Annotated in this window: 27 protein-coding genes and 1 riboswitch; of the genes, 17 read left to right on the forward strand and 10 right to left on the reverse strand. The window is 67.6% G+C overall.

Annotated elements, in window-relative coordinates:
• Positions 1-22 precede the first annotated feature (22 nt).
• Positions 23-1,645, forward strand: a complete 1,623-nt coding sequence (locus ACFQQD_RS04495; protein WP_378086651.1) for an HD domain-containing protein — start codon at positions 23-25, stop codon at positions 1,643-1,645.
• Here ACFQQD_RS04495 and ACFQQD_RS04500 read toward each other — a convergent pair.
• Together ACFQQD_RS04500 and ACFQQD_RS04505 are read right to left on the reverse strand one after the other, a co-directional pair.
• The gene (locus tag ACFQQD_RS04500) at positions 1,629-3,410 is read right to left on the reverse strand and encodes a formate--tetrahydrofolate ligase (RefSeq protein WP_378086653.1); all 1,782 of its coding nucleotides are present in this window, start codon (positions 3,408-3,410) and stop codon (positions 1,629-1,631) included. The two genes, ACFQQD_RS04495 and ACFQQD_RS04500, sit on opposite strands and share 17 nt — an antisense overlap.
• Before the next feature lie 39 nt (positions 3,411-3,449).
• Positions 3,450-4,046: a DUF2306 domain-containing protein gene (locus ACFQQD_RS04505; protein WP_378086655.1), complete on the reverse strand. Its 597-nt coding sequence runs from the start codon at positions 4,044-4,046 to the stop codon at positions 3,450-3,452.
• Between the two features lie 130 nt (positions 4,047-4,176).
• On the opposite strand from ACFQQD_RS04505, the gene ACFQQD_RS04510 reads away from it, so the two are divergent.
• Complete coding sequence (locus tag ACFQQD_RS04510) at positions 4,177-4,920, forward strand: MerR family transcriptional regulator (protein ID WP_378086657.1); 744 nt, start codon at positions 4,177-4,179, stop codon at positions 4,918-4,920.
• Here ACFQQD_RS04510 and ACFQQD_RS04515 read toward each other — a convergent pair.
• Positions 4,895-5,980, reverse strand: a complete 1,086-nt coding sequence (locus ACFQQD_RS04515; protein WP_378086659.1) for an inositol-3-phosphate synthase — start codon at positions 5,978-5,980, stop codon at positions 4,895-4,897. The two genes, ACFQQD_RS04510 and ACFQQD_RS04515, sit on opposite strands and share 26 nt — an antisense overlap.
• 280 nt (positions 5,981-6,260) lie before the next feature.
• On the opposite strand from ACFQQD_RS04515, the gene ACFQQD_RS04520 reads away from it, so the two are divergent.
• Positions 6,261-7,877: a glycosyltransferase family 87 protein gene (locus ACFQQD_RS04520; protein ID WP_378086661.1), complete on the forward strand. Its 1,617-nt coding sequence runs from the start codon at positions 6,261-6,263 to the stop codon at positions 7,875-7,877.
• Positions 7,878-7,881: 4 nt separating this feature from the next.
• Positions 7,882-9,306, forward strand: a complete 1,425-nt coding sequence (locus tag ACFQQD_RS04525; protein WP_378086663.1) for a M18 family aminopeptidase — start codon at positions 7,882-7,884, stop codon at positions 9,304-9,306.
• Positions 9,307-9,419: 113 nt separating this feature from the next.
• Here ACFQQD_RS04525 and ACFQQD_RS04530 read toward each other — a convergent pair whose 3' ends face one another.
• On the reverse strand, positions 9,420-10,031 hold the full coding sequence (locus ACFQQD_RS04530; RefSeq protein ID WP_378086665.1) for a DUF1697 domain-containing protein: 612 nt from the start codon (positions 10,029-10,031) through the stop codon (positions 9,420-9,422).
• Positions 10,032-10,264: 233 nt separating this feature from the next.
• Here ACFQQD_RS04530 and rpsF point away from each other — a divergent pair, with 233 nt between their 5' ends.
• The 13 genes from rpsF to ACFQQD_RS04595 all read left to right on the forward strand — a co-directional run bounded on the left by rpsF (position 10,265) and on the right by ACFQQD_RS04595 (position 19,824).
• Positions 10,265-10,570, forward strand: a complete 306-nt coding sequence (gene rpsF, locus ACFQQD_RS04535; RefSeq protein ID WP_378086668.1) for a 30S ribosomal protein S6 — start codon at positions 10,265-10,267, stop codon at positions 10,568-10,570.
• An 85-nt stretch (positions 10,571-10,655) separates the two neighbouring features.
• Positions 10,656-11,219: a single-stranded DNA-binding protein gene (locus tag ACFQQD_RS04540; RefSeq protein WP_378086670.1), complete on the forward strand. Its 564-nt coding sequence runs from the start codon at positions 10,656-10,658 to the stop codon at positions 11,217-11,219.
• A gap of 215 nt (positions 11,220-11,434) precedes the next feature.
• Positions 11,435-11,674 (forward strand): 30S ribosomal protein S18, encoded by a 240-nt coding sequence (rpsR, locus tag ACFQQD_RS04545; protein ID WP_010144869.1) that lies wholly within the window; start codon positions 11,435-11,437, stop codon positions 11,672-11,674.
• 27 nt (positions 11,675-11,701) lie between these two features.
• Positions 11,702-12,166, forward strand: coding sequence for a 50S ribosomal protein L9 (rplI, locus tag ACFQQD_RS04550; RefSeq protein ID WP_378086672.1), 465 nt, complete (start codon positions 11,702-11,704; stop codon positions 12,164-12,166).
• A 776-nt stretch (positions 12,167-12,942) separates the two neighbouring features.
• On the forward strand, positions 12,943-14,319 hold the full coding sequence (gene dnaB / locus ACFQQD_RS04555) for a replicative DNA helicase (protein WP_378086674.1): 1,377 nt from the start codon (positions 12,943-12,945) through the stop codon (positions 14,317-14,319).
• An 8-nt stretch (positions 14,320-14,327) separates the two neighbouring features.
• On the forward strand, positions 14,328-15,095 hold the full coding sequence (locus tag ACFQQD_RS04560; RefSeq protein ID WP_378086676.1) for a M50 family metallopeptidase: 768 nt from the start codon (positions 14,328-14,330) through the stop codon (positions 15,093-15,095).
• Positions 15,092-15,991: an SDR family oxidoreductase gene (locus ACFQQD_RS04565; protein ID WP_378086678.1), complete on the forward strand. Its 900-nt coding sequence runs from the start codon at positions 15,092-15,094 to the stop codon at positions 15,989-15,991. The genes ACFQQD_RS04560 and ACFQQD_RS04565 overlap by 4 nt, the downstream gene beginning before the upstream one ends.
• Positions 15,992-16,088: 97 nt before the next feature.
• Positions 16,089-16,367 carry a hypothetical protein gene (locus tag ACFQQD_RS04570; RefSeq protein ID WP_378086680.1) on the forward strand — a complete coding sequence of 93 codons (279 nt, stop codon included), beginning with the start codon at positions 16,089-16,091 and terminating at the stop codon, positions 16,365-16,367.
• Positions 16,364-17,197, forward strand: coding sequence for an SDR family oxidoreductase (locus tag ACFQQD_RS04575; RefSeq protein ID WP_378086682.1), 834 nt, complete (start codon positions 16,364-16,366; stop codon positions 17,195-17,197). Before ACFQQD_RS04570 ends, ACFQQD_RS04575 begins: the two co-directional genes overlap by 4 nt.
• A gap of 7 nt (positions 17,198-17,204) precedes the next feature.
• Positions 17,205-18,002 (forward strand): SDR family oxidoreductase, encoded by a 798-nt coding sequence (locus tag ACFQQD_RS04580; RefSeq protein ID WP_378086684.1) that lies wholly within the window; start codon positions 17,205-17,207, stop codon positions 18,000-18,002.
• A gap of 1 nt (position 18,003) precedes the next feature.
• Entirely contained in the window at positions 18,004-18,321 is a 318-nt protein-coding gene (locus ACFQQD_RS04585; protein ID WP_378086686.1) for a 4a-hydroxytetrahydrobiopterin dehydratase, read from the forward strand.
• Positions 18,322-18,358: 37 nt separating this feature from the next.
• A complete protein-coding gene (locus tag ACFQQD_RS04590; protein WP_378086689.1) occupies positions 18,359-19,282 on the forward strand; it encodes an NADP-dependent oxidoreductase in 924 nt (307 codons plus the stop codon).
• Positions 19,283-19,389: 107 nt separating this feature from the next.
• Positions 19,390-19,824: an OsmC family peroxiredoxin gene (locus ACFQQD_RS04595; RefSeq protein ID WP_378086691.1), complete on the forward strand. Its 435-nt coding sequence runs from the start codon at positions 19,390-19,392 to the stop codon at positions 19,822-19,824.
• A gap of 9 nt (positions 19,825-19,833) precedes the next feature.
• Here the strand turns inward: ACFQQD_RS04595 and ACFQQD_RS04600 are convergent, their stop codons facing one another.
• From ACFQQD_RS04600 to ACFQQD_RS04625, 6 genes are all read right to left on the reverse strand, one after another.
• Positions 19,834-21,189, reverse strand: a complete 1,356-nt coding sequence (locus ACFQQD_RS04600) for an NtaA/DmoA family FMN-dependent monooxygenase (RefSeq protein WP_378086693.1) — start codon at positions 21,187-21,189, stop codon at positions 19,834-19,836.
• Positions 21,173-21,961, reverse strand: coding sequence for an energy-coupling factor transporter transmembrane component T family protein (locus ACFQQD_RS04605; protein ID WP_378086695.1), 789 nt, complete (start codon positions 21,959-21,961; stop codon positions 21,173-21,175). Before ACFQQD_RS04605 ends, ACFQQD_RS04600 begins: the two co-directional genes overlap by 17 nt.
• Complete coding sequence (locus ACFQQD_RS04610; RefSeq protein WP_378086697.1) at positions 21,958-23,688, reverse strand: ABC transporter ATP-binding protein; 1,731 nt, start codon at positions 23,686-23,688, stop codon at positions 21,958-21,960. Before ACFQQD_RS04610 ends, ACFQQD_RS04605 begins: the two co-directional genes overlap by 4 nt.
• The gene (locus ACFQQD_RS04615) at positions 23,675-24,301 is read right to left on the reverse strand and encodes an ECF transporter S component (protein WP_378087520.1); all 627 of its coding nucleotides are present in this window, start codon (positions 24,299-24,301) and stop codon (positions 23,675-23,677) included. The genes ACFQQD_RS04610 and ACFQQD_RS04615 overlap by 14 nt, the downstream gene beginning before the upstream one ends.
• A gap of 20 nt (positions 24,302-24,321) precedes the next feature.
• Positions 24,322-24,966 carry a YkoF family thiamine/hydroxymethylpyrimidine-binding protein gene (locus tag ACFQQD_RS04620; RefSeq protein ID WP_378086699.1) on the reverse strand — a complete coding sequence of 215 codons (645 nt, stop codon included), beginning with the start codon at positions 24,964-24,966 and terminating at the stop codon, positions 24,322-24,324.
• Positions 24,967-25,000: 34 nt separating this feature from the next.
• A riboswitch (TPP riboswitch) is annotated at positions 25,001-25,111 on the reverse strand.
• Between the two features lie 4 nt (positions 25,112-25,115).
• Positions 25,116-26,162, reverse strand: coding sequence for an MsnO8 family LLM class oxidoreductase (locus tag ACFQQD_RS04625; protein WP_378086701.1), 1,047 nt, complete (start codon positions 26,160-26,162; stop codon positions 25,116-25,118).
• Positions 26,163-26,257: the final 95 nt, after the last annotated feature.

Here is a 26,257-nt window from a genome sequence, read left to right on the forward strand (position 1 = left end):
ATCTGGCACCCTTAATCACACGATGAATCCCTCTGCTTCTTCCCGATCCACGTCCGGTCCGTCCACAGGCGAGCGCGCCACCGCGCCGGACGAGCTCATCGCGCTGCCACCGGGGTTTCCGGCCGGCGCTGGTCTTCCCCCCGTGGTGTTGGAACTCGGCCGGTTGTTCGAGGACGCCGGCCACGATCTCTCCCTCGTGGGCGGACCCGTCCGCGACCTGTTCCTCGGCCGGGTGTCCCCGGATCTGGATTTCACCACGGACGCCGACCCGGACACCACGCTGCGCATCGCCCGGAAATGGGCCGATGCGCACTGGGACATCGGCAAGAAATTCGGCACCATCGGCTTCTCGAAGCACGGCTGGCAGCTCGAGGTCACCACCTACCGGGCCGAACAGTACGATCCCAACTCGCGCAAGCCACAGGTCGCCTTCGGTGAGTCGCTCGACGACGACCTGGTGCGCCGGGACTTCACCGTCAACGCCATGGCCATCCGCCTGCCCTCCCTGGAACTCGTCGATCTCTTCGGCGGCGTGAAGGATCTGGCCGCCGGCCGGCTGCGTACTCCGGCTGCCCCGGAGGACTCCTTCTCCGACGACCCCTTGCGGATGATGCGCGCGGCCCGCTTCGCCTCCCAGCTGGGCATCGGCGTGGACGAGTCGGTGGTGTCCGCCATGACCTCCATGGCCGAGCGGATCACCATCATCTCCGCCGAACGGGTCCGGGAGGAACTGGTCAAGCTCGTCAACGGCTCGCGTCCCCGGGCCGGGATCAATCTCCTGGTGGACACCGGTCTGGCCGACCACGTCTTGCCCGAGTTGCCGGCGCTGAAGCTGGAGACGGACGAGCACCACCGCCACAAGGATGTCTACGAGCATTCGCTGACCGTGATGGAACAGGCGATGGACCACGAGTACGAGCCGCCGGCGGGTCCTGACGCCGTCGATGACACCGGGACTGACACCGGAACTGAGGCCGGCGCCGAAGGTGAGGCGAACGCCGAGGCGTTCGTGCCGCCGTCGGGAACCTATGTGCCCGCCCCGGACTTCATCCTCCGGTTCGCCGCGCTGATGCACGACGTCGGCAAGCCGGCGACCCGGCGCTTCGAACCGAACGGGGCGGTCACCTTCCGCCACCACGACGTGGTGGGAGCCAAGCTGGTCAAGCAGCGGATGCGGGCGTTGAAGTTCGACAACGACACCATCAAGGCGGTGGCCCGGCTCGTGGAGTTGCACATGCGGTTCTACGGCTATGGCGAGGCCGACTGGACCGACTCCGCCGTGCGCCGCTATGTCACCGACGCCGGTCCGGTGCTGCCCCGGTTGCATGCGCTGACCCGTTCGGACGTCACCACCCGGAACCGGCGCAAGGTCGAGCGCCTGGCCCATGCGTACGACGACCTGGAGCGGCGCATCGTGGAGATCACCGAGAAAGAGGAACTCGAGGCCATCCGCCCGGACCTGGACGGCAAGCAGGTGATGTCGATTCTCGGCATCAAGCCCGGGCCGGTGGTGGGCCGGGCCTATCAGCATCTGCTCGAGTACCGCCTCGATGAGGGTCCGCACGACGAGGAGACCGCCACCGCGGAACTGCTGCGCTGGTGGGCCGAACAGCCGGAGTCTCGGCCGCCTAAAACAGACCAGTGATGGTGCCGTCCGGGTCCACATCCATGGACTCGGCGGCGGGTTTCCGGGGCAGACCCGGCATCGTCATCACGGAACCCGTCAGCGCCACCACGAACCCCGCGCCAGGCCGGACCGACAGCTCTCGCACCGTGATGGTGAAGTCCTCCGGGGCACCTCGCACGGACGGGTCATCGGTGAAGGAGTACTGGGTCTTGGCCATGCAGACCGGCAGCCGATCCCAGCCCTCCTCCGCCAGCTGGGCCAGTTGCTTGCGGGCCGTGGTCGAGTACTGGACGCCGGACCCGCGGTAGGTGCGCCGGACGACGGCCTCGATGCGCTCTTCGACGGTCATGTCGTCGGACCACAATGAGGTCCATTCCGGTTCCCGGCCCGGTTCGGGCAGGACCTCCACGAGGCGGCGGGCCACCTCGAGGGCGCCGTCGCCGCCGCGAGCCCAGACCTCGGCGACGGCGGCCGGCACTCCCCGGTCCTCGCACCAGCCCGTGAGCCAGGACAGTTCGGCGTCGGTGTCCTGCGGGAAGCGATTGATCGCCACCACCACGGGAGCACCGTAGGCGGCCATGTCCTCGATGTGCCGCTGTAGATTCACCACGCCCTCGGCCAGCGCGTCGAGGTGGCGTTGATCGTCATCAGTACCGTGAGCACCGTCAGTGCCGGCAGTACCGTCAGCAGCTTCACTACTGGCACCGCGATCCAGATCCTCCAGGGACAGGCCGCCGTTGAGCTTCAGGGCTCGCACCGTGGCCACGATGACGGTGGCCGCTGGCGGGAATCCGCCCGCGACAGCGGTGATGTCCATGAACTTCTGCCCGCCCAGATCCGCGCCGAAGCCGGCCTCGGTGACCACGACGTCGGCCAACCGCCGGGCCGTATTGGTCGCGATGATCGAGTTGCAGCCGTGCGCGATATTGGCGAACGGGCCACCGTGGACGAAGGCGGAGGATCCACCGAGGGTCTGGACCAGATTCGGCTGCAGGGCGTCCTTGAGCAGGACGGCCATCGCGCCCTGAGCGCCGTCGGGGCCCAGGTCGCCGACCGTGACGGGCTCCTTGTCATAGGTCCGGCCGATGATCATCCGACTCAACCGGGACTTGAGGTCTTCATGATCGGAGGCCAGGCAGAACACCGCCATGGTCTCGGTGGCCACCGTGATCTCGAAACCGTTCTCGCGAGGAACCCCCTCGCTGCGACCTCCGAGACCGATGATGGTCTGGCGCAAGGACCGATCATTCATGTCCAGGGCCCGCTTCAGCGTGATCGTGCGCGGATCGATCCCCAACGCGTTTCCCTGGTGAAGATGGTTGTCCACCAGTGCGCACAGCAGATTGTGCGCCGAGGTGATGGCGTGGAAATCACCCGTGAAGTGCAGATTGATGTTCTCCATGGGCACGACTTGGGCATAACCGCCACCGGTGGCCCCGCCCTTCATCCCGAACACCGGCCCCAGCGAGGGCTCTCGCAGAGCGGCGATCGCGGTCTTGCCCGCCCACGGCTCAGGGGCGTCGTCGGTGGCGGCGAGGAGGTTCAAGCCGTCCGTCAATCCCACCGTGACGGTCGATTTCCCCTCGCCGGCCGGCGTCGGGCTGATGCCGGTGACCAACACGACCCGACCTGGTTCGCGGTCGGTGTCCGGCAGGCTCAGGGTGTCCACCTTGGCCATGTGACGCCCGTACGGAATGAGGCTCTCTTCGGGGATTCCGGACCGCTGAGCGACGTCGGCCAGCGGTTCGAGGGTCGCGGCGGCGGAGATCTCGGCGTCGTTCATGGGCCCGATCCTGACATACGAGCCCGGCCCGGGAAATGGTTACCGGCCGCGGAGGGTGGCCCGGTATCTCGTCACCCTTCCCCCGACATGTCCGTGCTCGTCAGGCCCTGCGGTGGCGGCGGAAGGAGGAGTATCACGCACTTCAGGGGGGATCAGCGGACCGCGCACGGGAGCCGTCCGGTAGATCCAGATCAGCCCGACGGCGGTGAGTGCGGCCAGCAGTACGGTCACCACGGCCGTCGTCGGGGCTTGGACGAGGATCTGCGCGACGGTGCGGTTCGGAACGATCGCGGCCCAGAGGAAGGCGACCCACAGTCCGAAGTAACTCCCCACCATGTGGGCGATGTGCGCCGGCTTGTTGCCGCGGCGGATGGCTGCGACGCCGAGGGACAGGGACAACACGGTCCAGACGGAGAGGGCGTGGAGCCAGGACAGATTCCAGAACGGCTCCTGGATGGTGAAGCTGGTCAACGCGGTGATGACCATGGTGACCACCCAGGTCCGGCCCACGCGGCGGTGGAGGTGGTCGCGTCGCCGTCGGATCAGGTTCACCGGTGGCAGCGCGAGAGACAGAACGGCGGCAAGCACGTGAATCAGGAGCAGGGGATCAGACACCAGGTCGCTGACGGGATCCATGCGACTAAGGTAGTGGTGGTACCCAAGGGTGTCACCGTGGATAGTGCGCGGGCCGAACGGTATCCAATGGACGTCAAGGCGGCACAGGGCAGTGCAGGGCAGTGCAGGGCGGCTCAAGGCAGGGAGTGCGATGAAGCTGCAGAAACTGGCCGAGGTCACGTCGACCCCGGTGAGCACCGTGAAGTTCTATCTGCGCGAGGGTTTGATGCCGCCGGGAGAGAAACTCAATGCCACCACGGCCGCCTACGAGCAGCACCATGTGGAGCGGCTGCGGCTGATCTCGGCCCTGCGTCAGGTCGTGGGGCTCGGCCTGGTCCAGGTGCGGCAGGTCATCGACGCGGTGAATGCTGCGGTGCGGACGCACGACACCATCGCGATGATGGGCGCGGTTCAGACGATCGTGCTGGGCATCCCGTCGTCGGAGGCGGTGACCACCGAAGCGGCCGAATCACGTGAATCCACAGAATCAGCCGAACCCAGCGAATCGGCCGGGTCAGCCCGATCCACCGGACGGCTGACGGCTCAGGAGATCATCTCGGCCATGGGCTGGGCCACCGGATCACCGGAGACCGTCGACGCCCTGGATCAGCACATGGCCACCATGTCCCGGTGGGGACTGGACCCTGATCTGGCCGGCGCCCTGGTCTACGCCCGGGCCGCGGACTCCGTCGCCGCGCACGAACTCGTGGACTCGGCGCCGTGGTCCTCAGCGTCCTCCGATGCGGGGCCACCGTCCCCGGACGTGATCGCGACCTATACCGCCGTCGGGATCCATGCCTATTCGCAACTGTTGCTGCGCCTGCTGGCGGTGGCCCAGGGCTCGCATGCTCGCCGGCTGGACCCTCGGCTCAGCGGTCGATCTCCCCGCGAATGAAGGCCTCGACCAGTTCGTGGGCCTCGTCGTCGTGGTGCTGGACCGGCGGGGACTTCATGAAGTAGGAGGAGGCCGAGAGAATCGGGCCGCCGATGCCGCGGTCCAGGGCGATCTTCGCGGCGCGCACGGCGTCGATGATGACACCGGCCGAGTTCGGCGAGTCCCAGACCTCGAGCTTGTATTCCAAGGACACCGGGGCGTCGCCGAAGTTGCGGCCTTCCAGGCGCACGAACGCCCATTTGCGGTCGTCGAGCCAGGAGACGTAGTCCGAGGGGCCGATGTGCACGTCGTCCTCGCCGAGCACGGCCGAGGTGTTGGAGGTGACGGCCTGCGTCTTGGAGATCTTCTTGGACTCCAAGCGCTCGCGCTCGAGCATGTTCTTGAAATCCATGTTGCCGCCCACGTTCAACTGGTACGTGCGGTCCAGGGTGACACCACGGTCTTCAAACAGCTTCGCCATGACGCGGTGGGTGATGGTGGCGCCGATCTGGGACTTGATGTCGTCGCCCACGATGGGGACGCCGGCCTCGGTGAACTTGTCCGCCCACTCCTGGGTCCCGGCGATGAACACGGGCAGCGCGTTGACGAAGGCGACTTTCGCGTCGATGGCCGCCTGGGCGTAGAACTGGTCCGCCTCCTCCGAGCCGACGGGCAGGTAGGAGACCAGGACGTCGACCTGAGCATCCTTGAGGGCCTGCACGACGTCGACCGGCTCGGCGTCGGATTCCTCGATCATCTCGCGGTAGTACTTGCCCAGCCCGTCCAGCGTGGGGCCTCGCTGGACCGTCACGCCGGTTGCCGGGACGTCGGCGAGCTTGATGGTGTTGTTCTCCGAGGCGTTCAGCGCTTCGGACAGTTCCACGCCGACTTTCTGGGCGTCCACGTCGAAGGCCGCCACGAACTCGAGGTCGTTGACGTGATAGTCGCCGAAGCGAACGTGCATGAGCCCGGGGACCTGTTCGTCCTCGGAGGCGCTGCGGTAGTACTCCACCCCCTGGATCAGGGACGTGGCGCAGTTGCCCACGCCCGCGATGGCCACACGAATCGGCTTCTTCGGCACCGGTACTCCTCGTTGTCCTGATGGTCGTTCGGCCGCACGCACGGCGCGGCGGACCGGGTCCCGGCAATCCGGGACGTCACTGCTGGTATGTATGCCGCCGGCCCGAACGGGTGGGGGCACAACCGCACCCACTTTACGCCGGGTGACGGGCGGTGACTGCATCAAACCTCACAGTCCGTTCTGTGCGACGTCACTGCAGCGTCGCTGCGACATCGCTGCGACATCACTGCACCGTCACTGTTCCGGTTGGCCCCGGCCGTGGAGCCCTAAGATAGGCGCCATGAGTCTGCGCACCCCGGCCCCCGGCACGCAGAGCCCGGGCCTTCGCCGGGCCGGCGGGCCGTCCGGCACGGGGTCTTCCGGTACAGGGTCCTCCGGCAGGGGTGCCCCCCTTCCGGTGTCCGTGCCCTCCCGCACCGACGGGCTGATCCGCAGAATGAGCGAGATGGTCGGCGGACCGATGGGCCGTCACACGGTTCCCGGCCGGACCGGGGGCTCGTTCCTGACGCCGATGCGGGTGCTGATCCTGCTGACCACGCTGTCCGCCGTGGTGGCGGTACTGCTGAAATCACCGTGCCGAGTCAACGGCTGGAGTCAGCCCACCGTCTACTACGCGGGCTGCTACTCGGACTGGTCCGCCCTGTATGGCGGGCGCGGCTTCGCCGAAGACCCCTTCGCACCGTTCGCCGCGGGGGCGAGCTTCGAGTATCCGGTGTTGATGTCCGTGGTGGCCTCGATCGCGGCGGTGATCGCCCGGACCCTGCCGTTCTCGGAGCTGAACCCCTCGCTGGCCTACTGGGATGTGAACTTCGTCCTCACCGCCATCCTGTGGATCGTCACTGTGGTGGTCACCGCCAAATCCGCCGGCCGTCGGCCCTGGGACGCACTGATGGTGGCCGTGGCACCGGGCATCATCCTGGCCGGATCCGTCAACTGGGACCTCTGGGCCGTTGCTCTGATGGCCTTGGGTCTGTGGCTGTTCGGAGGCCGCAGGCCGTTGCTGGCCGGGATGCTCTTCGGCCTCGGCGCCGCGATGAAGCTGTATCCGGTGTTGATCCTCGGGGTGTTGTTGATCCTGGCCGTGCGCTCCCTGAAGTGGGCTCCATTAGCCTGGGCGGCGCTGGGCACTGTGGCCGCCTGGTTCGCCGTCAACCTGCCCATGATGCTGGGCAATTTCGATGCCTGGAGCGTGTTCTTCACCTTTTCCGGTGAACGCGGCCCGGGGTTGTCCTCGATCTGGCACGCCTGGGACGTCACCATGGAGAAGACCGGTGGGCCGACCGTGGATCCCGCCAGCCTGTCCCTGCTGGCGTACGGGGCGTTCTTCGTCTGCTGCGCCGGCATCTTCCTCCTCGGTGTCACGTGCCGATACCGGCCGCGAGTCGCCCAGCTCGCCTTCTTGGTGGTGGGTGCCTTCGTGCTGTGCAACAAGGTGTACTCCCCACAATTCGTCATCTGGCTCATCCCCCTGGCCGCGCTCGCCGTTCCGCGGTGGCGTGATTACCTGATCTGGCAGTTCGTGGAAGTCCTGCACTTCTGGGCGATCTGGATGTATCTGGCGAAGGACGCCTCCGGATCGGAGGTCCAGCACTCCCTGGATGACACCTTCTACGTTCTGGCCGTCCTGGCTCACATGGCCGCCACCCTGTATCTGATGGCCCGCGTGGTGGAGCAGATGCTCAGTCCGGCAGAGGACCCGGTGCGAGCGTCACTGCCCGGCGGCCGTATCTGGCTGAACGGCAACTCCGGCACCGGTCAGATCACCGCGGCCGCGCGACTGGAAAGACTGGGCTTCGACCCGAGCGAAGCGCGGAAACTCCCGGTCGACGACCCGCTGGGCGGCGACTACGACGATGCCCCTGACCGGGCGCCCTGGCTGGTGCGGCCAGTACGGTAGGGACATGACCGCCGCGGAAACCCCTACGTCTTCGTCCTCCACCTCCAGCTCACTGCCGCCGCACCTGCAGGACCTGGCGGATTTCGTCATGGCCAGTCCCTCGAGCTACCACGCCGCGGCCGAAGTGGCGCGCCGGCTCGAGGCGGCCGGATATGTCCGCGTGGATGAACAGCGGGACTTTCCCGCGGGGCCGGGCGGGTATGTCCTGGTGCGGGACGGTGCCGTCATGGCCTGGCGGATTCCCGACGCCGGCTCCCACCTCGGCGCTGGTACGCCGGCGGCCACCAACGCCGAAAGCGCCGCAGACCCCGCAGATCACGCAGACGCCGTCCCGGTGTTCCGGATTCTTGGAGCCCATACCGATTCGCCGACGTTCAAGCTCAAGCCCCGCCCCACGACGAGCCGCGAGGGGTGGTTGCAGGCGGGGGTGGAGGTCTACGGAGGGCCCCTGCTGAACTCCTGGCTGGACCGCGAACTGTGTTTCGCCGGCCGCCTGGCAACCGTGGACGGTCAGGAACACCTGGCCGCCACGGGCCCCATCGCCCGCTTCCCCCAGTTGGCCATCCACCTGGATCGCGAGGTGAACAACGGACTGAAGCTGGACCGGCAGCAGCACCTCCACCCTCTCTGGGGTGCCGTGCCGTCGGCGTCCGACGCCTCCTCGGAGGACTTTCCCACGGACATCCTTGCCGTCCTGGCGCGCACCGCGGGACTGGACCCCACCGAGGTGGCGGGATTCGACGTCGTGATGGCCGATACGCAGCCGCCCGGGCTGTTCGGCGCCTCCGGCGAGTTCTTCGCCTCCGGGCGCCTGGACAACCTCTCCTCCGTCCATGCCGGGCTGGTGGAGATGGAGGCCCTGGGACGTACCGCTGCCCCGGCGACCGCGGGTCCGCCCGTGGTCCCCGTACTGGCCGCCTTCGATCACGAGGAGCTGGGATCCGCGTCCCGCTCCGGTGCCGCGGGTCCGGTGCTCGAGGACGTCCTGCGCCGCGTTCTGGAGGTCATGGGGGTGACGGGGCAGGCGGTGCCCCGGTCGTTCGCCGGGTCGTGGTTGCTCTCCGCCGACGCCGGCCATTTGGTCCACCCCAACTACGCCGAACGCCACGATCCCGTGGTCCGTCCCCGCGTCAACGGCGGGCCCTTGCTGAAGATCAACGCCAATCAGCGGTACACCACCGACGCCGCCGGTGCTGCCGCGTTCGCCCGCTGGTGCCGGGCAGCCGACGTGCCGTTCCAGGAGTTCGTCTCCCACAACGATGTCCCCTGTGGCTCCACCATCGGCCCGATCTCCGCCACTCGTCTGGGCATCCGCACCGTGGACGTGGGCCTGGGACTGCTGTCGATGCACTCGGCCCGGGAGATGTGCGGTGCCGAGGACCCGGCCCGATTGGCGGGTGCGGTGTCCGCCTTCTTCGCGGGAGCCTGAGGCCACCCCGTCTGAGAACCCGCCCCATCTGAGTAGCACGAATTGTCGAGTTTTGCCGTCGGAAACGACAGATCGTGCTACACAGATGAAATGCCGGGTTGAGGGGTTGGGGCTCAGGACTGGCCGGCGAGGTGGCGGATCGTCGTCAGATTTCGAGCGGTGGCGGTGGTCCCGAGGGTCTTCTCCACCCGTTGCAGGTTCAGCGGTGACGAGTACGAGGCCTGTGCATACCGCACCCAGACGAAACGGCCGATGACCTTGCACTGATCTTCTCCGGCGTCGAAGCTTTCCAGCCGGCGTGCGGCCGCGCCCGCGCCCGCGGCGTTGGCGAGGACGAAGAGGTGGGTGAGTTTGGGTTCTCCTCCCCGGAAGGGGAGGTCGTCGAGGAGTTCCAGCGCCGTGACGAGCTCACGGCGGGAGAGGGCGGTGACCGGGATGGAGAGGCCCAGTTCACGGGTGAGGGCGCCGGAGACCTCAGCGGCCAGCCAGGTTCTCTCGGCGTCGTCGTCCCGCTCTGGGGCAGAGCCGGGGCCAGGGCCAGAGCCAGGTCCAGCGGGGAGCCGGAACAGGACGTTTCCCGAGTTCAGATACGTGGTGACGTCCGTGGCCCCGGCCTCTTCGGCGAAGCGGCGCAGTGATGCCATCGGCACCTTGGCGTGACCGCCCACGTTGACGCCGCGCAGTAGCAGCAGCTCGGTGTGGTCGGTGCGGGGTGCGGTCGGCATGGTCCCATCCTGCACAGGCGACCAGTGACTGGCTATGGTCCACAGCAGGGTGGGGTCCCGTGGCCTCGGAGCCGTTGAACGGTGAGACTGGGGTTCGCGGCCGTGTTGCCGACAGGGTAGGATAGTGAAGGTTTTCTGCGTGCCGTCCCATGACGAGCACCTCGCAGAGCCATCGCACAGAACCTCCTGTTACGGAAAGACCGTGACCGTCAGCCCAAAGGAGGTGGGTTCGCATGCGTGCATATGAACTGATGGTGCTGGTTGATCCCGAAGTGGATGAACGCACCGTTGAACCGACCCTGCAGAAGTACCTGGAGGTCGTCACCAAGGACGGCGGCTCCATCGACCAGTTCGATCTCTGGGGCCGGCGCCGTCTGGCCTACGAGATCCAGAAGAAGACCGAGGCCATCTACGCGGTCATCAGCTTCACCAGCTCCCCGGAGACCTCCAAGGAACTGGACCGCTTGCTGGGTCTGAACGAAACCATCCTCCGCACCAAGATCATCCGCCCGGAAGAGCAGAAGATCTCCGCAGAGTAATTCCGTGACGGCGTCCGGACGGGCGCCACACACCAGCTGATATCAGCGCTGAACAGCACCCACTGAGGCACTAGCAGGAGGCACCATGGCCGGAGAAACCGTCATCACCGTCGTTGGAAACCTGACGTCTGACCCGGAACTGCGGTTCACCCCTTCCGGGGCGGCCGTGGCCAACTTCACCATTGCCTCCACGCCGCGGACCTTCGATCGTCAGACCAATGAATGGAAGGACGGCGAGACCCTGTTTCTCCGTGCTTCCATCTGGCGTGAGGCCGCGGAGAACGTCGCCGAGTCGCTGACCAAGGGCACCCGCGTGGTCGCCCAGGGCCGGCTCAAGGCACGGAGCTATGAAACCCGCGAGGGCGAGAAGCGAACGTCGTACGAGTTGGACGTGGACGAGATCGGTCCTTCGTTGCGCTATGCGACCGCCAAGGTCACCAAGTCCGGTCGCTCCGGCGGCGGTGGCTTCGGAGGAAACTCCGGTGGCGGCCAGGGCGGCGGCTTTCCTCAGGGTGGCAACGCCGGCGGCCAGGGCGGCGGCAACGCCGGTTGGGGCGCCGGTGGCGGGCAGCAGAACGACCCGTGGGGAGGATCCTCCACATCGGCGGGCTCCTGGGATACCCCGGGGAACGACGAACCGCCGTTCTGATCCCTCAGCGCGTCGATCAACACTGATCGTCAGCACAGAACATCCGGGGAAGGGCGTGGCCCTTTCCCCGACCCCCGGCCGGGTTGCTTCAGGGCACTGACCCAGCCGGTCGCCGTCGGGAACCGTTTCCCAGACGGCACGCAGGTGGCTCTTCACCTGTGATCCCATCCCGCAGAACCGTTCTGCGGGCTCCCGAGTATTGAAGGAGCACCACGATGGCGAAGGCTGAAATCCGTAAGCCCAAACCAAAGTCCAACCCGCTGAAGGCCGCTGACATCACTGTCATCGACTACAAGGACGTTGCACTACTGCGCAAGTTCATCTCCGACCGCGGCAAGATCCGCGCGCGTCGCGTGACCGGCGTGACCGTGCAGGAGCAGCGCAAGATCGCCCAGGCCATCAAGAACGCCCGTGAGGTTGCCCTGCTTCCTTACTCCGGCGCTGGCCGCGGCTGATCGACGAGCCGAGGAAGGAAGATACAGATGGCAAAGCTCATTCTGACCCAGGAAGTGACTGGCCTGGGCGCCGCCGGTGACGTCGTTGACGTCAAGAACGGTTACGCCCGCAACTACCTGCTGCCGCGCGGCTTCGCGACCCTGTGGACCAGGGGCGGCGAGAAGCAGATCGAATCCATCAAGGCGGCCCGCGAAACCCGCGCCGTGAAGTCCCTGGAGGAGGCCCAGGCCCTGGCAGCGAAGCTGCAGGAGTCTCCGGTCCGCCTCACGGTGACCGCGGGCGAAGGCGGACGCCTGTTCGGTGCCGTCAAGGCAGCCGACGTGGCCGACGCCGTGAAGGAGGCCGGGCTCGGTGACCTCGACAAGCGCGTCGTGACCCTGCCGACCGCCATCAAGGCGACCGGACGCTACCAGGCCCACGCTCGACTGCACGAGGATGTCCTGGCTGTGATCGACTTGGACGTCGTGGGCGACAAGTCCAAGAAGAAGTAGTAGTAGCAGCAGGAGCGAAAATAGCTCTAGACGCTGTAGAAAAGTAGAAAAAGCAGCGGCATAGAAGTGACCGGACGGTCCACTTCCTGTTTCCGCCGCGAACACCGCCGGGTGGGTTCCTTCGGGGACCCACCCGGTTTTGTCTGCCGTCCCATACCATCCACCGGCTCGAGCTCAAGGGGATGTGAAACCGCTCACGGATGAATACCGCGTGAACGGAAGACCTGAGTGACAGATGTGACATCGCAGGCCCGGCACGTCACTCGGGGGCGCGGAAAAGAGCACGGGGACGGTGTACAACGCTCGGTACAAACCCTGTGGACAACCTGTGGAGAAGTGTGAAGAGCCGGGGTATCCAGATGTACAGGAGACCCTGTCCGTGGTAGCCCACCGGAAGTAATCCCCAACAAAATTCTTTTGAATCCACAGCGGGTGAATCACGAACGCCCAAGTCAGAAGCACTACCTAGGCAGATGTGGATCAAAGTCCACCGAGTTGTCCCCACTCTGTTCACACAACACGCCGCTGAATCCACACGTTATCCACAGGCGGTGTGGAACACGCGGTTGAGGGAGGTCCAACCGGCGAGTAGTGTCTCGTGGTATCCCCTTCGAGCGGTGCCGGGTATTGGCCGGTTTCATACGGCGTACATCCGGCTCGTATCGGCTGTGGAGTCCGTCGCATCGAGTCCTCCCGGTGCGACGGACTCCTCTAGGGGTCATCGCACCGCGAGGAGTTGCCGGGCCGTCCGGTTTTGGGGAAAGGGAATCAACTACTTGGCATCAGAGCATTTTGATTCCACCGACGGCGCCGGCGGCTCGCGGGCCAACGTCCTTCCACCACAGGATCTCGTGGCCGAGCAATCCGTTCTGGGCGGCATGATGCTCTCCAAGGATGCGATCGCCGACGTTGTGGAGGTGTTGCGGGGCAACGACTTCTACAAGCCGGCCAACGAGCTGATCTTCGAGGCGATCATCGACCTCTATGGCCGTGGAGAGCCCGCCGACGCGGTGACCGTGGCCGCTCTGTTGAGCAGGCGCCAGGAGCTGTCCCGGGTCGGAGGCCCGGCCGTTCTCCACGAGCTCGTGCAGTCTGTGCCCACGGCGGCCAACGCCGGCTTCTACGCCGAGATCGTCCGCGAGAAGGGTGTTCTGCGCCGGCTGGTCCAGGCCGGGACCAAGATCGTCCAGATGGGCTACGGCCAGGACGGCGAGGTCGAGGAGATCGTCAACGAGGCCCAAGCGGAGATCTACCAGGTCGCTGAGACCCGTCAGTCCGAGGACTATGTTCCGCTGTCCGGGATCCTCGAGCACACCGTGGACGAGATCGAGGCTGCCGGTTCCCAGGGTGAGGGGATGACCGGTGTTCCCACCGGGTTCTATGAGTTCGACGAGCTGACCCAGGGACTGCACGGCGGGCAGATGATCGTGGTGGCCGCCCGCCCCGCCGTCGGCAAATCGACGCTGGCGCTGGACTTCGCTCGCGCCGCGGCCATCAAGAACAACATGGCCGCCGTGTTCTTCTCCTTGGAAATGGGCAAGAACGAGATCGCTATGCGCCTGCTCTCCGCCGAGGCCACCATCGCGCTGCAGGATCTGCGCAAGGGCACGATTCGGGACGAGCAATGGTCCAAGATCGCCGCGACCGTCGGCCGGCTCAATGATTCCCCCTTCTTCATCGACGATTCGCCGAACATGTCGATGATGGAGATCCGCGCGAAATGCCGCCGGCTGAAGCAGAAGCATGATCTGAAGCTGGTGGTGCTGGACTACCTGCAGCTGATGAGCTCCGGCAAGAAGGTGGAGTCGCGTCAGCAAGAGGTCGCCGAGTTCTCCCGTGCCCTCAAGTTGCTGGCGAAGGAGCTCGACGTGCCCGTCATCGCCCTCTCCCAGCTCAACCGTGGTTCCGAACAGCGCACCGACAAGCGCCCGCAGGTCTCGGATCTGCGTGAGTCCGGCTCGATCGAGCAGGACGCGGACATGGTCATCCTCCTGCACCGCGAAGACATCTATGACCGCGAGTCGCCCCGCTCCGGTGAGGCGGACCTGATCGTGGCCAAGCACCGCAATGGCCCCACGAAGACCATCGTGCTCGGCTTCCAGGGCCACTACTCACGGTTCTCCAACATGGCCCCGGACACCGGCGGGTTCTGACGGAACCCGTGCTGGCACAGTGGTGGGAACGAGTCACGGTTGCCCAAGCCCCCCTGGACTGGCGCTGGGCGCTGGCGATGGCCGGCGTCGCACTGGTGCTGGCGTGGAGCCCGGCCGGCTACCGTCTCGTCCGGCACCTGGTCACCTTGGTGCATGAGGCCGGCCATGCCTTGATCGCGGTGCTGGCCGGCCGCCGATTGCGCGGCATCCGCCTGCACTCGGACACCTCCGGAGTCACCCTCTCCCGGGGCAAACCCCGCGGTCCCGGAATGGTCCTGACACTCGCCGCCGGATATCCCGCTCCCGCCGTGGTCGGATTGGCCGGAGCCTGGCTGCTCGGGGCCGGCTATGCCGCCGGATGGTTGTGGTTACTCGTCCTCACCTGTGCCCTGATGCTCCTGTTGATCCGCAACCTCTATGGCCTGTGGGTCGTGTTGGCCACCGGTGTGGCCGTGGCCGCTCTGTCCTGGATGGCGGCGCCGGTGGTCCTGCAGTGCGCAGCGCATCTGGCCGTCTGGTCGCTGCTGTTGGCGGCCCCGCGCTCCGTGGTCGAGCTGCAACGTCAACGCCGCCGCATCCTGCGCAGATACGGCGGCCCCCGTGGTGATCGGAGTGGCTGGGGTGGCCGCAGCGGCCGGAGTTCAGTCCCGGGAATGGACAGCGACGTCGACCAACTGGGCCGGCTGACCGGGGTGCCGGCCGTGGTCTGGACAGGACTGTTCTGGCTGCTCTGTGTTGGCTGCCTGGCGGGCAGCGGATGGATACTGTTCGCATGAAAATCCTCCTCGCCGGCGCCACCGGCTACCTCGGTCGTCACCTCCTGGCCGAGCTGATCGACGGCGGCCACGAGGTCCGGGCTCTGGCCCGTTCCCCCGAGCGGCTGACCCAGCCGGGTCCACGTGACGCACCGATCATCGAGGCTGGACGATGCCAGACGGTGGCGGCCGACGTCACGAAGCCGAAGACGCTGGACGGCGTCACCGAGGGGATGGACGCCGTGGTCAGCACCGTGGGGGTCACCGGGCATGGCGGTGACCCCTGGGCCGTGGACTATCGGGGCAATCTGGCGTTGTTCGATGAAGCCCGGCGCACCGGCATCGATCGGTTCGTTTACGTCCACGTGCTCCATGGCGAAGACATCCCCGCGGACCTCACGCGCGCCAAATCCGCCTTCGCGGAGGTACTGCGTCGCTCCGGCACTACCTCCGGCATCAGCTTCGGCCCCGGTTCGGAGGGGTCGAACGGCCTGGTGATCAATCCCACCGGGTACTTCTCCGACATGACGGCCTATCTGGAGATGGCCCGAAAACACCTGGCCATGGTCGTGGACGGCGGCCATGCCCGAGTCGCCCCGATTCACGGCGCCGATCTGGCCGCCTTCATCCGCAGACACCTCGAGGCCGGAACCACGGGAGATCTCGACGTCGGCGGACCGGAGACCATGACGCATCGCGAGGTGGCCCGGTTGGCTTTCGATGTTCTGGGCCGGCGTCCGCGCCTGGTCTCGGTGCCCTCGGGACTGTTGCGGGCCGGCGTCGTCCCCGTGCGGGTGCTGAACCCCGCCCGGGCCGGGACGCTGTCCTTTCTCCTGGCCGGACTGACGCAGGACGCGGTTGCCCCAGCGACCGGGACCCACCGTTTACGCGAGCATTTCAAGACCTGCCTCAGCTGACCAGCGGCCGGGTGTTGACGACGTCCCCGGAGTGGATCCACGGTAGAGCCACGAGCGGGGGCACAGCCCCCTGGACGACGACCCCGGGAGGAACACCATGGCATCGACGAGCACCACGACGACCGACCACGACGAGATCCGCCGCTGGGTGGAGGAACACGACGGCCAGCCCGCCAGCGTCAAGGGCACCGAAGGCTCCGACGACGCCGGTGTCCTGCGCATCGACTTCCCCGGGGGCACGGGCGAGGACCAGCTCGAGCACATCAGCTGGGACGACTGGTTCGCCAAGTTCGACCAGGAGGGACTGGCATTCCTGTACCAGCAGGAGAAGTCGGATGGCAGCGACAGCACCTTCTTCAAGCTGGTCTCCCGGTGACCGCGACCCCCGCTCCGACAGCATCTCAGCGGGGATTCGAGCCGCAACGGATCATCGTCACCGGCGCGGATTCCGGCATCGGTCGGGCGACGGCCGTCGCGCTCGCGGGCTCCGGACGTCAGGTGGCCGTCACCTGGCATCAGGACCAAGACGGGGCTGAGGGCACGGCCGAGGAGATCCGTGCCACCGGAGCCACCGCCCACGTCCGACAGCTCGATCTGTCGGATCCGGCCCAGGGCACCCATGTGGTGGACGAACTTACCGAGACCATGGGCGGCGTCGACACCCTGGTGATGAGTTCCGGGACCGGCTCGGCCACTCGACTCCTGGACCTGGAGTGCGAGAAGTGGAGGGAGGTTCTCTCCGTGGACCTGGACGGCGCGTTCTGCTGCCTGCAGGCCGCTTCTCGCCACATGGTCGAGGCGGGAACGGGCGGCCGGATCGTGGCCATCACCTCGGTCCACGAGCACGCTCCCCGAGTGGGAGCAGGGCCCTACTGTGCGGCGAAGGGCGGGCTCGGTCTGCTCGTCAAGGTGGCAGCCCTGGAGCTGGCCGAGTACGGCATCACCGTCAATGCCGTGGCCCCGGGGGAGATCGCGACGCCGATGACCGGCCAGGAGGATGAGTCCGTCCTGCAGAACAAGGACCGCCCGGGGATTCCCGTCGCCCGGCCCGGGGACGCCCGTGAGATCGCGGCGACCGTGGCCTTCCTGTGTGGCCCCGATGCGGGGTACGTGAACGGAGCCTCGTGGGCCGTCGACGGCGGCATGCTCACCATGGGTCCGATGGCCGGCTCACACCTGAGCAGCCATGACTGGCGGAGGGTGTGAGGCTGCCATGAAAGTTGTTGTCCTCGGAGCCACCGGAACCATCGGCTCGCTCCTCGTCGAACGGTTGCACTCCGCCAGCCACGAGGTGGTCCCCGTCAGCCGCTCCACGGGCGTGGACGCGGTCACCGGCGAGGGTTTGGACCGCGCCGTCGCCGGGGCGGACGCCGTGGTGGACTGCCTCAACATCGAGACGCTCAGCACCCTCAAGGCGGTGGAGTTCTTCACGACGACGGCCGGCAACGTCAGTGCCGCGGCTCGGCGGGCTGGAGTGCAGCGGGTCGTCTGCGTCTCGATCGCCGGTGTCTCGGACCCTGCCGTCGCCGGAGGATACGGGTACTACCGCGGCAAGGCCGCACAAGAACGGGCCTATCGGTCGGCTGGACTGCCGCTGACGATCATCCAGTCGACCCAGTGGTTCGAATTGGTGGAGGACATCGTCCGGCGCACCGCCCTCGGTCCGGTCGCGCTGGTCCCGACCATGCGCATGGCACCGGTCGCCGCCGACTCCGTCGCCCGACTCGTGGTCGCGGACCTCCTCGAGCAGAGCTTGGGGCAAGCGGACGGGACGCGCGAACTCACCATCCGTGGCCCGGAAACCGCGACGGCGGCCCAGATCGCCCGCAGAATCCTCGAGGTTCGCGGATCCATCGCCGGAAAGCGCCCCCGGGCCATCGGCGAACTCCCGTTGATGGGTCGGGCCATCGCCACGGGCGGGCTGATTCCCGAGGACGGGATCGTCGATGATGTCACGCTGGAGCAGTGGCTCAGTCTGGCCACCGGCTCCACAACACGGGAGGATGGATGACATGAGTGACCCGAAGCAGAAACTGACCAGCACAGAGATCGCCGACGCCGGACTGACCGACTGGCAGGAGGCCGACGGCACTCTTCGGGCCGAGTTCCGCACCAAGAAGTTCGCCACCGGACTGGACTTGGTGAACCGGATCGGCAATTCGGCCGAAGAGGCCAATCACCACCCGGACCTCACCCTGACCTACCCGTCCGTGAGCGTCACCCTGTCCAGCCACGACGTCGGCGGCATCACCAGCCGCGACCTCGATCTGGCCCGCATCATCAGCGACCACGCTGCTGCCCTGGGCGTCGAGGCCGCGTCCGAGAAATAACCCTGAGGAACGGCTGCCGGGCTGCTTGACTGGACCCATGCGAGCGTTCGGATTCACGGAGTACGGCGGCCCCGAGGTGATGCGGCACCTGGAGGTGCCCGACCCGGTGCCCGGCCCCGGTCAGGTGCTGATCCGCCTCTCGGCGGCCGGCGTCAATCCGGCGGATATCAAGGTGCGATCGGGGCATCGACGGGGCCGGATCGAGGTCCGGTTCCCCATGGCGATGGGCCGTGAGGCCGCCGGAAACGTGGTCGCCCTCGGCGAGGGCGTGACCGGATTTTGCCCCGGTGACGCCGTGTTCGGCGCGACGGCGGCCGGGACCGGAGCGCTCGCGGAGTTGGTCCTGCTCGACGCGGGCGGAACGGCCCTGCGCCCGGCGACGGTGCCCGCCGAGCAGGCCGCCTCGATCCCCGTCTCGGTGGCCACGGCCTTCGACGCCCTGGACGAACTCGACCTGTCCGAGGGCTCCACCCTGCTGGTCCTCGGCGCCGGTGGTGGTGTCGGCACCGCGGCGTGCGGGCTCGCCCGGCTGCGGGGTCTACGGGTCCTCGGAGTGGCGTCCGAGCAGAAGCGGTCGATCGTCGAGGACCTCGGCGCCCAGCTCGTGCTCAAGGGGCCGGACTGGGCCGAGCGGGCCCGAGAACTGGCCCCGGCCGGCGTCGACGGAGTGATCGATACGGTTGGCGGAGAGGTGCTGCGCGCCGGCGTCGGGCTGCTGCGGACACCGGGCCAGGTGCGGAGTATGGCCGATGCGTCCCTGGTGCGAGAACTGGGCGGCTCTCCGGTGACGCGCCGGCGCACCACGGAGGTGTTCGGCCGCGTCGCCGAGCTGGTGGCCGAGGGACAGTTCACTCCCGTGGTCTCCGGCTCCTGGCCGCTGGCTGAGGCGGAACAGGCGATCGCCGCCGTCGAGACCGGCAGCCCCGTGGGCAACGTGGTGGTCGCCGAACGGCACCCCTGACATTCCGGCGGTGTACTGGCTACGGTGACCACTGGGTGGCACGACCGCCACCGGGCACGCCTCGAGGGGCAGTGCCACGACGTTCATGCGAGTTCTGAGGAGTCACCATGCCCCGACCGATCGTCAGCCAGGCCAGCACTCAGTGGAACGGTGACCTGTTCACCGGATCCGGCAGCACCGCTCTCGAGACATCTCACGCCGCCACGTTCGACGTGAACTGGAAGTCCCGCGCCGAAGAGGCCGGCGGCACCACCAATCCCGAAGAGTTGCTCGCCGCGGCCCACGCCACCTGCTTCACCATGCAGTTCTCCAACATGCTCAAGGAGAACGGCACGGCACCCACCCAGCTCAACACCACGGCCGAGGTCACCTTCGAGGTCGGTGCCGGCATCACGGCGATCGCCCTGAAGGTCAACGGTCAGGTGGAGGGCCTCTCGGCCGAGGACTTCTCCACCATCGCCGGTCAGGCCAAGGATCAGTGCCCCGTGTCCCAGGCGCTCGCCGGCGTCAAGGACGTCACGGTGGAGGCCACCCTGGCCTGAGGCTCCGGCTCAGCCCCCTGCAGGATGGAAGCGCTCCTGCAGGGTGGCTGCGCCGGCCGGTCCAGCTGATCCGTATGATCGGCGGAAGCGCCCGCGGCGCTGGAGTTCCGGAATCACCCCGTTGACGAACTGCTCGAGGGATGACTGGTACAGCGCGGGCATCACCACGAACCCGTCTGCCGCACCAGAGTCGAACAGCTCGCAGAGTTCCTCCGCGACGGCATCCGGGCTGTTCACTGGCTGATAGTGCAGTTGGCTGAGGGCCTGACCGATGGCCAGGTCTTGAACGGTCATCCGTTCCCGGCGGGCGGTGTCCAGCAGCATCCTTTCGAAGCCCTCGCTGCCCGTGGCCCCGGCGTGGCGCAACAGCAGGTCCTCTGCACTGAGGTCTGGGTCCAGTTCCTCGGGCCCCGCATGCAACAGCCGGGCGAGCTTGGCCAGCACATCGTCAAGGTCCAGCATGTCCACGAGTTCCTGCAGCGCGGAGTGGGCCGCTGCGCGAGTGGGCCCGAGCACGGGCTGGACCGCCGGCAGGTAGGCCACCCGGTCCGGGTCCCGTCCGGCGGCCGCCGCACGCGCCCGCAGTTCTCGCCGCTGGTCGCGCATGTCCTCTGCGGTGGCGGCCACGGCGAATACGACGTCGGCCCAGCGGGCGGCGAAATCCAATCCCCGGTCCGAGGCGCCGGCCTGCATCAAGACGGGTCGACCTTGCGGACTGCGCGGCAAGGTGAGGGGACCACGACTCAGTCCGCGGCCGCCGTCGGGAACCCGGGAGACTTTCGCCGGGTCGGCGAACTGACGAGACGGGCCGTCCAGGGTGAGGGCGTCGGGTTGCCACCCCTCCCAGAGATCCAGAACAGTCTGGACCACCTCGTCCGCGTGGGAGTATCTCTCATCCTTGGGCGGGATGTGCTCGAATCCGAAGTTGTGGGCCTCGGCGTCGGTGGTGGAGGTGACGATGTTCCAGGCCACGCGGCCGCCGGAGAGATGATCGAGGGAGAGCAGTTTGCGGGCGATGAGGTAGGCCGGGGTGAACGTGGTGGACACCGTGGCCCCGAGCCCCAGGTGGGTGGTGGCGGAGGCCACCGTGGCCAGTGTCACCACCGGATCCAGGTAGATCGATCCCTTGCCGCCCGTGCGCAGCGTGGTGTCGTAGGAGCCGGCGTGATCCTCGGGCACGGCCAGGGCGTCGGGCAGGAAGAGCATGTCGAAGCAGCCGCGTTCCAGGGTCCGGGCCAGATCAGTGTAGAAGCCCGCGCTCAGCCAGTCTTGGCGGGAGAGCGGGTGTCGCCAGTTCTCCGAGTACTGGCTGGTGGGCGGGTTGACCATCGCCACCAGGTGCATGGTGTCAGTTGACGAGCGCATCGAATCCTTCCAGGAAGCCCAGCATGCCGCTGAGGATCAGCACGGCCGCCAGGACGGCCAGCACACCACCGGCCATGAAGCCGTCGGCGGGTGTGACGGTCACGGTCCGCCACGTGGTGCGGGGACTCAGCCCCAGACCTCGAGACTCCAGGGACTGGGCCATTCGTTCTCCCTTGCGCAGGGCCACCACGAGCAGGCCGAAGGCAGCCCGACCCAGGGCTCGGGGGTTGCGTGGCAGGGATCCGTCCGCACGCAGGGGCGCCCGCACCGCATGGGCCTGGCGGATGGTGCGCCATTCTCGCGGCATCTCCTGCAGCATCCGGTATCCGGCCAGGACGGCGTAGGTCACCCGCGGTCCGAGGCGGGCCTGCTGATGGAGGCTGTGCATCAGCTTCACCCCGTCCGTGGAGAGGGTGAACCCGATGGCCAGCACCCCGATCACCAGGGTGCGCAAGGCCAGAGAGCCGCCGACGGACAGTCCTTCGACGGTGACTCTCAGTGGTCCGGCGCTCCACAGCACCTCCCCGGGTCGACTCAGCGCGTTGACCAGCAACAGGCCCAGTCCGAAGGCGATGAACGGGATATGCAACAGGGCCAACGTGGTCGGGGCCACCCTGGTGGAGGCGGCCACGGCGGTCAGGGCGAGCAGATAGAGCACGGCCGGCGTCACCGGATCGAAGATGAAGACCAGCACGAGCGAGACCACGAACAACAACGCCAGCTTCACCGTGGGGTTCCGCCGGGCCAGCGGACTCTCGGGGGCCGCGCTCATGGTCGGTTCCTGGCGGGGGGTGCGGGCGCTGCGGGTGCTGCGGGCGCTCCGGGCTCCGATTCAACGGGCGGGGCGGGGACGGCGGCGTCGAGACGGTGCAAGACCTGCCGGACCTCGGTGTCCTCGAACTCTCCCAACAACCAGGTCAGCAGGGGCGGCAGCCTCAGGCCGGCGCGGGTGAGGATCTGGGTGTCGCGGAGCACCTGCAGGACAGGTCCGTCGGCGATGATGCGACCGTCCGCGATCACCAGGGCCCGGTCCGTGCTGGACGCCACGGTCCGCAGATCGTGGCTCGACAGCAGAACGGCTCGGTCCTCGGCCGCTCTGCGGAGAGCGGCCAGGGTGGCCAGGGCGTCCCTGCGGTCCAGACCGAAGGTGGGTTCGTCGGCCAGGAGGCTCGGGCGGTCATGGGCCAGCATGGCCGCCACGCTCAGACGACGCTTCTCACCCCCGGAGAGCCGGTGCGGACTCTGCTCGGCCAGGTGCGCCAAGCGGTGCTCGGTCAGCAACCGCTCTACGCGGTCGGCGGCGCCGTGACCCAGGCCGTGGCCGACTTCCTGCCGGACGGTATGGGCCACGAACTGGTGCTCGGGATTCTGGAACACCATGCCGGGGCGCGCCCCGGTGACCGTTCCCGCCGCCGGGGGCAGCAAGCCGGCCAGCGTCAGCAGCAGCGAGGACTTTCCCGCGCCGTTGGCTCCGAGCAGTGCCGTGATCTCGCCCGTGCGCAGCGCGAATGAGGCGCCTTTGATGAGCACGGGGCCGCGGCGTGCATCGCGGGCGACGTCCAGCCCCTCCGCCGAGAGGCCCGTGTCCCCGTCTGTGGGGGTGGTTTCCGTGGATCCGTCGGCCAGTTCACGTAGCGCGTCGCGCACTCGCGGCTCGTCCAACCCGCCGCCCCGGCCGGTGACCGCCTGCAACTCGGTCTCGAGCGGCAGCCAGCATCCGGCTCGATGCAGTCGCTCGGCCTCCGTGGCGAGCACCTCGGGTGTGGAGCCCTCGGCCAGGACGTGGCCGTCGTCGTCCAGCACGATGGCGCGCTGCGGCAGGGCGGCGATGCCGGCGGCGCCGGCGTAGTCGTCCAGTCGGTGCTCCACCAGCACCACGGCCGGATCATGGTCTCGAGTGGCCGCCTCGATCGCGTCGCGTACGGAGCTCACCCCGGCCGGGTCCAGCATGGAGGTGGGCTCATCCAGCAACAGCAGCTCCGGACCCGTGATCAGCGCTGCGGCCAGGGCGACGCGCTGAGACTCACCGCCGGAGAGCTCATCGGTGCGTCGGCCACGAAGCTCTAGCGCCCCCACCGAGGCGAGGGCACGGTCGATCCGCTCGGACATCTGTTCTGGCGGCACCGCGTGGTTCTCCAGGGGCAGAGCCAACTCCTGCTCCACGTCCGGCAGACACACTCCCGAGGACGGATCCTGGGACAGCGTGCCGATGAAGCGTGACAGTTCCACTACTGGGGTGTCATTGGTCAGTTGGCCCTTGACCATGACCGTGCCCGTCAGGGAGGCGGTCACGGAGTGCGGGATCACGCCGGAGATCACCTGCAACAGCGTCGACTTGCCGGAGCCCGAAGCCCCGAACACCACGAGGTGCTCGCCTGGGTCCAGGCTCACCGTGACCTCGCGCAGGATCGGCTTCTCCCGGCGCGGGACGAGGACGGAGACGTCCTCAAGCCGTAGGACGGGGCCGGCGTCGGGAACCTGGGGGTCAGCGTGCGTCACGGTGATCGGTCAAGCGGGCCTGTCCGATGGCGAAGTTGTCCACGACGCCGGTGCGGGCCAGGCCGTCGACGATGACCTTGGCCAGGAGTCCGCCGATGACCAGGCCCGAGATCACCTGGATGATCAACCGGATCATGAACAGGTCCTGGCCGTACCATCCCGAACGCAGTGCCGAGTAGAAGAACACCAGTCCCGCCCCGAGTAGCCCGGACAGGGCGTAGATGAGCCAGCTGTAGTTGCGGTAGCGCGTGAGCGCGAAGGGGATCTCGCTGCCGATGCCCTGGATGGCGGCGGCGACGAACAGCAGCGGTCCCACGGCCGAGCCGAGGAACACGACCTCGATCACGGAGGCCAGGACCTCGGCGATGACGCCGGCGAACGGCCGTTGGACGATCGCGATGGCGATGGGGGCGACCAGCAGCCAGCTGCCGGCCAGGAAATGTTCGGAGAGGTCTCCGGCCGGTCCCATGGCCAGCCGCAGTGCGGTCCAGGCCTGGACGAAGACCCAGTACAGGAAGCCGAAGACCACTCCCAGCACGACGAGCAGGACGAGATCCTTCAGGGCCCAGGAGGGGCGGGTGCGGGCAGTCGGGTGCCCGTGGACTGATGACATCACGGTTGGTCTCCTCCCGCTCAGCGCGCGCTGGGGCTGTTCAGGGACAGCGTCGCGTGCGTGGTGACGTGCTGGACCGTGCGGCCGGTCAACACCCAACCGGCGGCGATGGTCTCCAGCACTTGGGCGAGATCGCCGGACAACCGCGTGACGTAGTGATCGGACTCGACCTCGACCCCGGTGGAACGCGCATGGTCGATGGCCGCGTAGATGTCCCGCATGTGGTCGCCACCGGCGCGGGCCGTGCCAGCATCGGCGAGGGGGTACAGCGCCCAGTCGGCCACGCAGCTCACGCCCGCGGGCTCCAGGGTGGGGACCTCGGAGACGAGGGCCGCGCCGCCGTCGGGAATCTCGCACGTCACTCCGCCAGGGCAGCCGCGGGAGAGATGCACGGCGGCGGAGACGTGGGCCCCGGTGCAGGCGGCCGCCGCGATCACCTGGCTCACGTAGCGAAGCACGTCTTGTTCGGCACCGGAGACGTAGGTGCTGACGACGCCGGTGGTGACGTCCACACCGGTGGGATCGGCTTGGCCGAGGGCGTCCAGGATGATCTGGACGTAGTCGTCCGACATGACGGACAGGGTGAATCGTGCACCGACGCCGAACTCCTGAGGAGTGGGATCGAAAGCGGTGCTCTCGATGGCGGTGGGGATGGGTGTCTGCATGGTCGCGCCCTTCGTGGTGATTAACGGGGCACGGGAATTTCTTCGCTCAACGTCCCTGCGCTGGCATGATCCAGATCAGGTTCGACGGTCGAAACTTGAGAAGTTTCCTCTCAGCCCGGCTCACCGGACTCCCGTGTTGATACGGCAGTCTAGGGCATTCGTGAATCCGCCTTCACTACCGACTTTGCCTCCGGATTCATCAGGTCGGCCATCAGCTCGTCCGAGCGCCGCTGGCCTTCGAGGTCGCTCATCCCGCCGGTGATGAGCAGCTCGTCCGCCCCGGTGAAGGACATCAGTGAGTCGACCTCTGCCCTGACCTCCTCGGCGGTTCCATAGATCGAGGTGGCGAGGGAGTCCGTGACGCGCTGCCGTGCGCGCTCGGTGAGGCCGCCGTCGTCGAGCCGTGCCTTGATGTGGTCCACGGGCTCCAGCGGGCGGAACTCGCCCATGACGCGCGACTGCGCCAGGGCCCACGCTTCCGGCAGCAGCAGGTCACGAGCCGCCTCCCGAGTGTCCGCGACGGCCAGATTCGCCGAGACGATGACGTAGGGCTCGGGATACCACTGTGAGGGTCGGAACTCCTCCCGGTAACGAGCGATCCCCTCGTGCTCGGAGGCGCCCTCGTGCTGAGACACGCCGTCGCGCTGAGACACCGTCGGCCCGCCCACGACGACGGCCAGCCCCGCCTGGGCGGCCCACCTCAGTCCCTGCCCGGTCGCCAGGACGAACAGCGGCGTGGCGGCGTGGTTCCGCGGCCGGGCGGTGAAGGGCCCCGTTCCGTTGAGGAATCGCAACAGCTCGGCGAGGTCCTCGGGGAATTGCTTCGCGGCGTCCTTGTCCCGGCGCAGGGCGTGGCGCACGGCCGGAGTGAACCCCACGGAGCGTCCCAGACCCAGATCGATCCGTCCCGGAAACAGCGCCTCGAGAGTGGCCGTCTGTTCGGCCACCACCAACGGTTGGTGATTGGGCAGCATGACCCCTCCGGAGCCGACCCGGATGCGGTCCGTCCGTGCCGCGATCGCCGTCATCAGCAGCGTGGGAGTGGAACCGGCGATGCCCGGAACGCCATGGTGTTCAGCCACCCAGAAGCGGTGATAGCCGAGTCGTTCCGCGCGCTGGGCCCGCGCGATGACCCCTTCGAGCACCTCGGGCTCGGTGGCCTCGGTCAGGGAGTTGGCGCGGTCGAGGATGGACACGGTCGGGCGCGACTGGCCCAGTGGGCTCGGAGGGGTCACTGAAGCTGGTGCGTTCGGTGGGGTCGGAGGGGTCATGCCGGGGTTAACACCAACCG

The sequence above is a fragment of the Citricoccus sp. GCM10030269 genome (genome assembly GCF_042665635.1).
Classification (GTDB): Bacteria; Actinomycetota; Actinomycetes; order Actinomycetales; family Micrococcaceae; genus Citricoccus.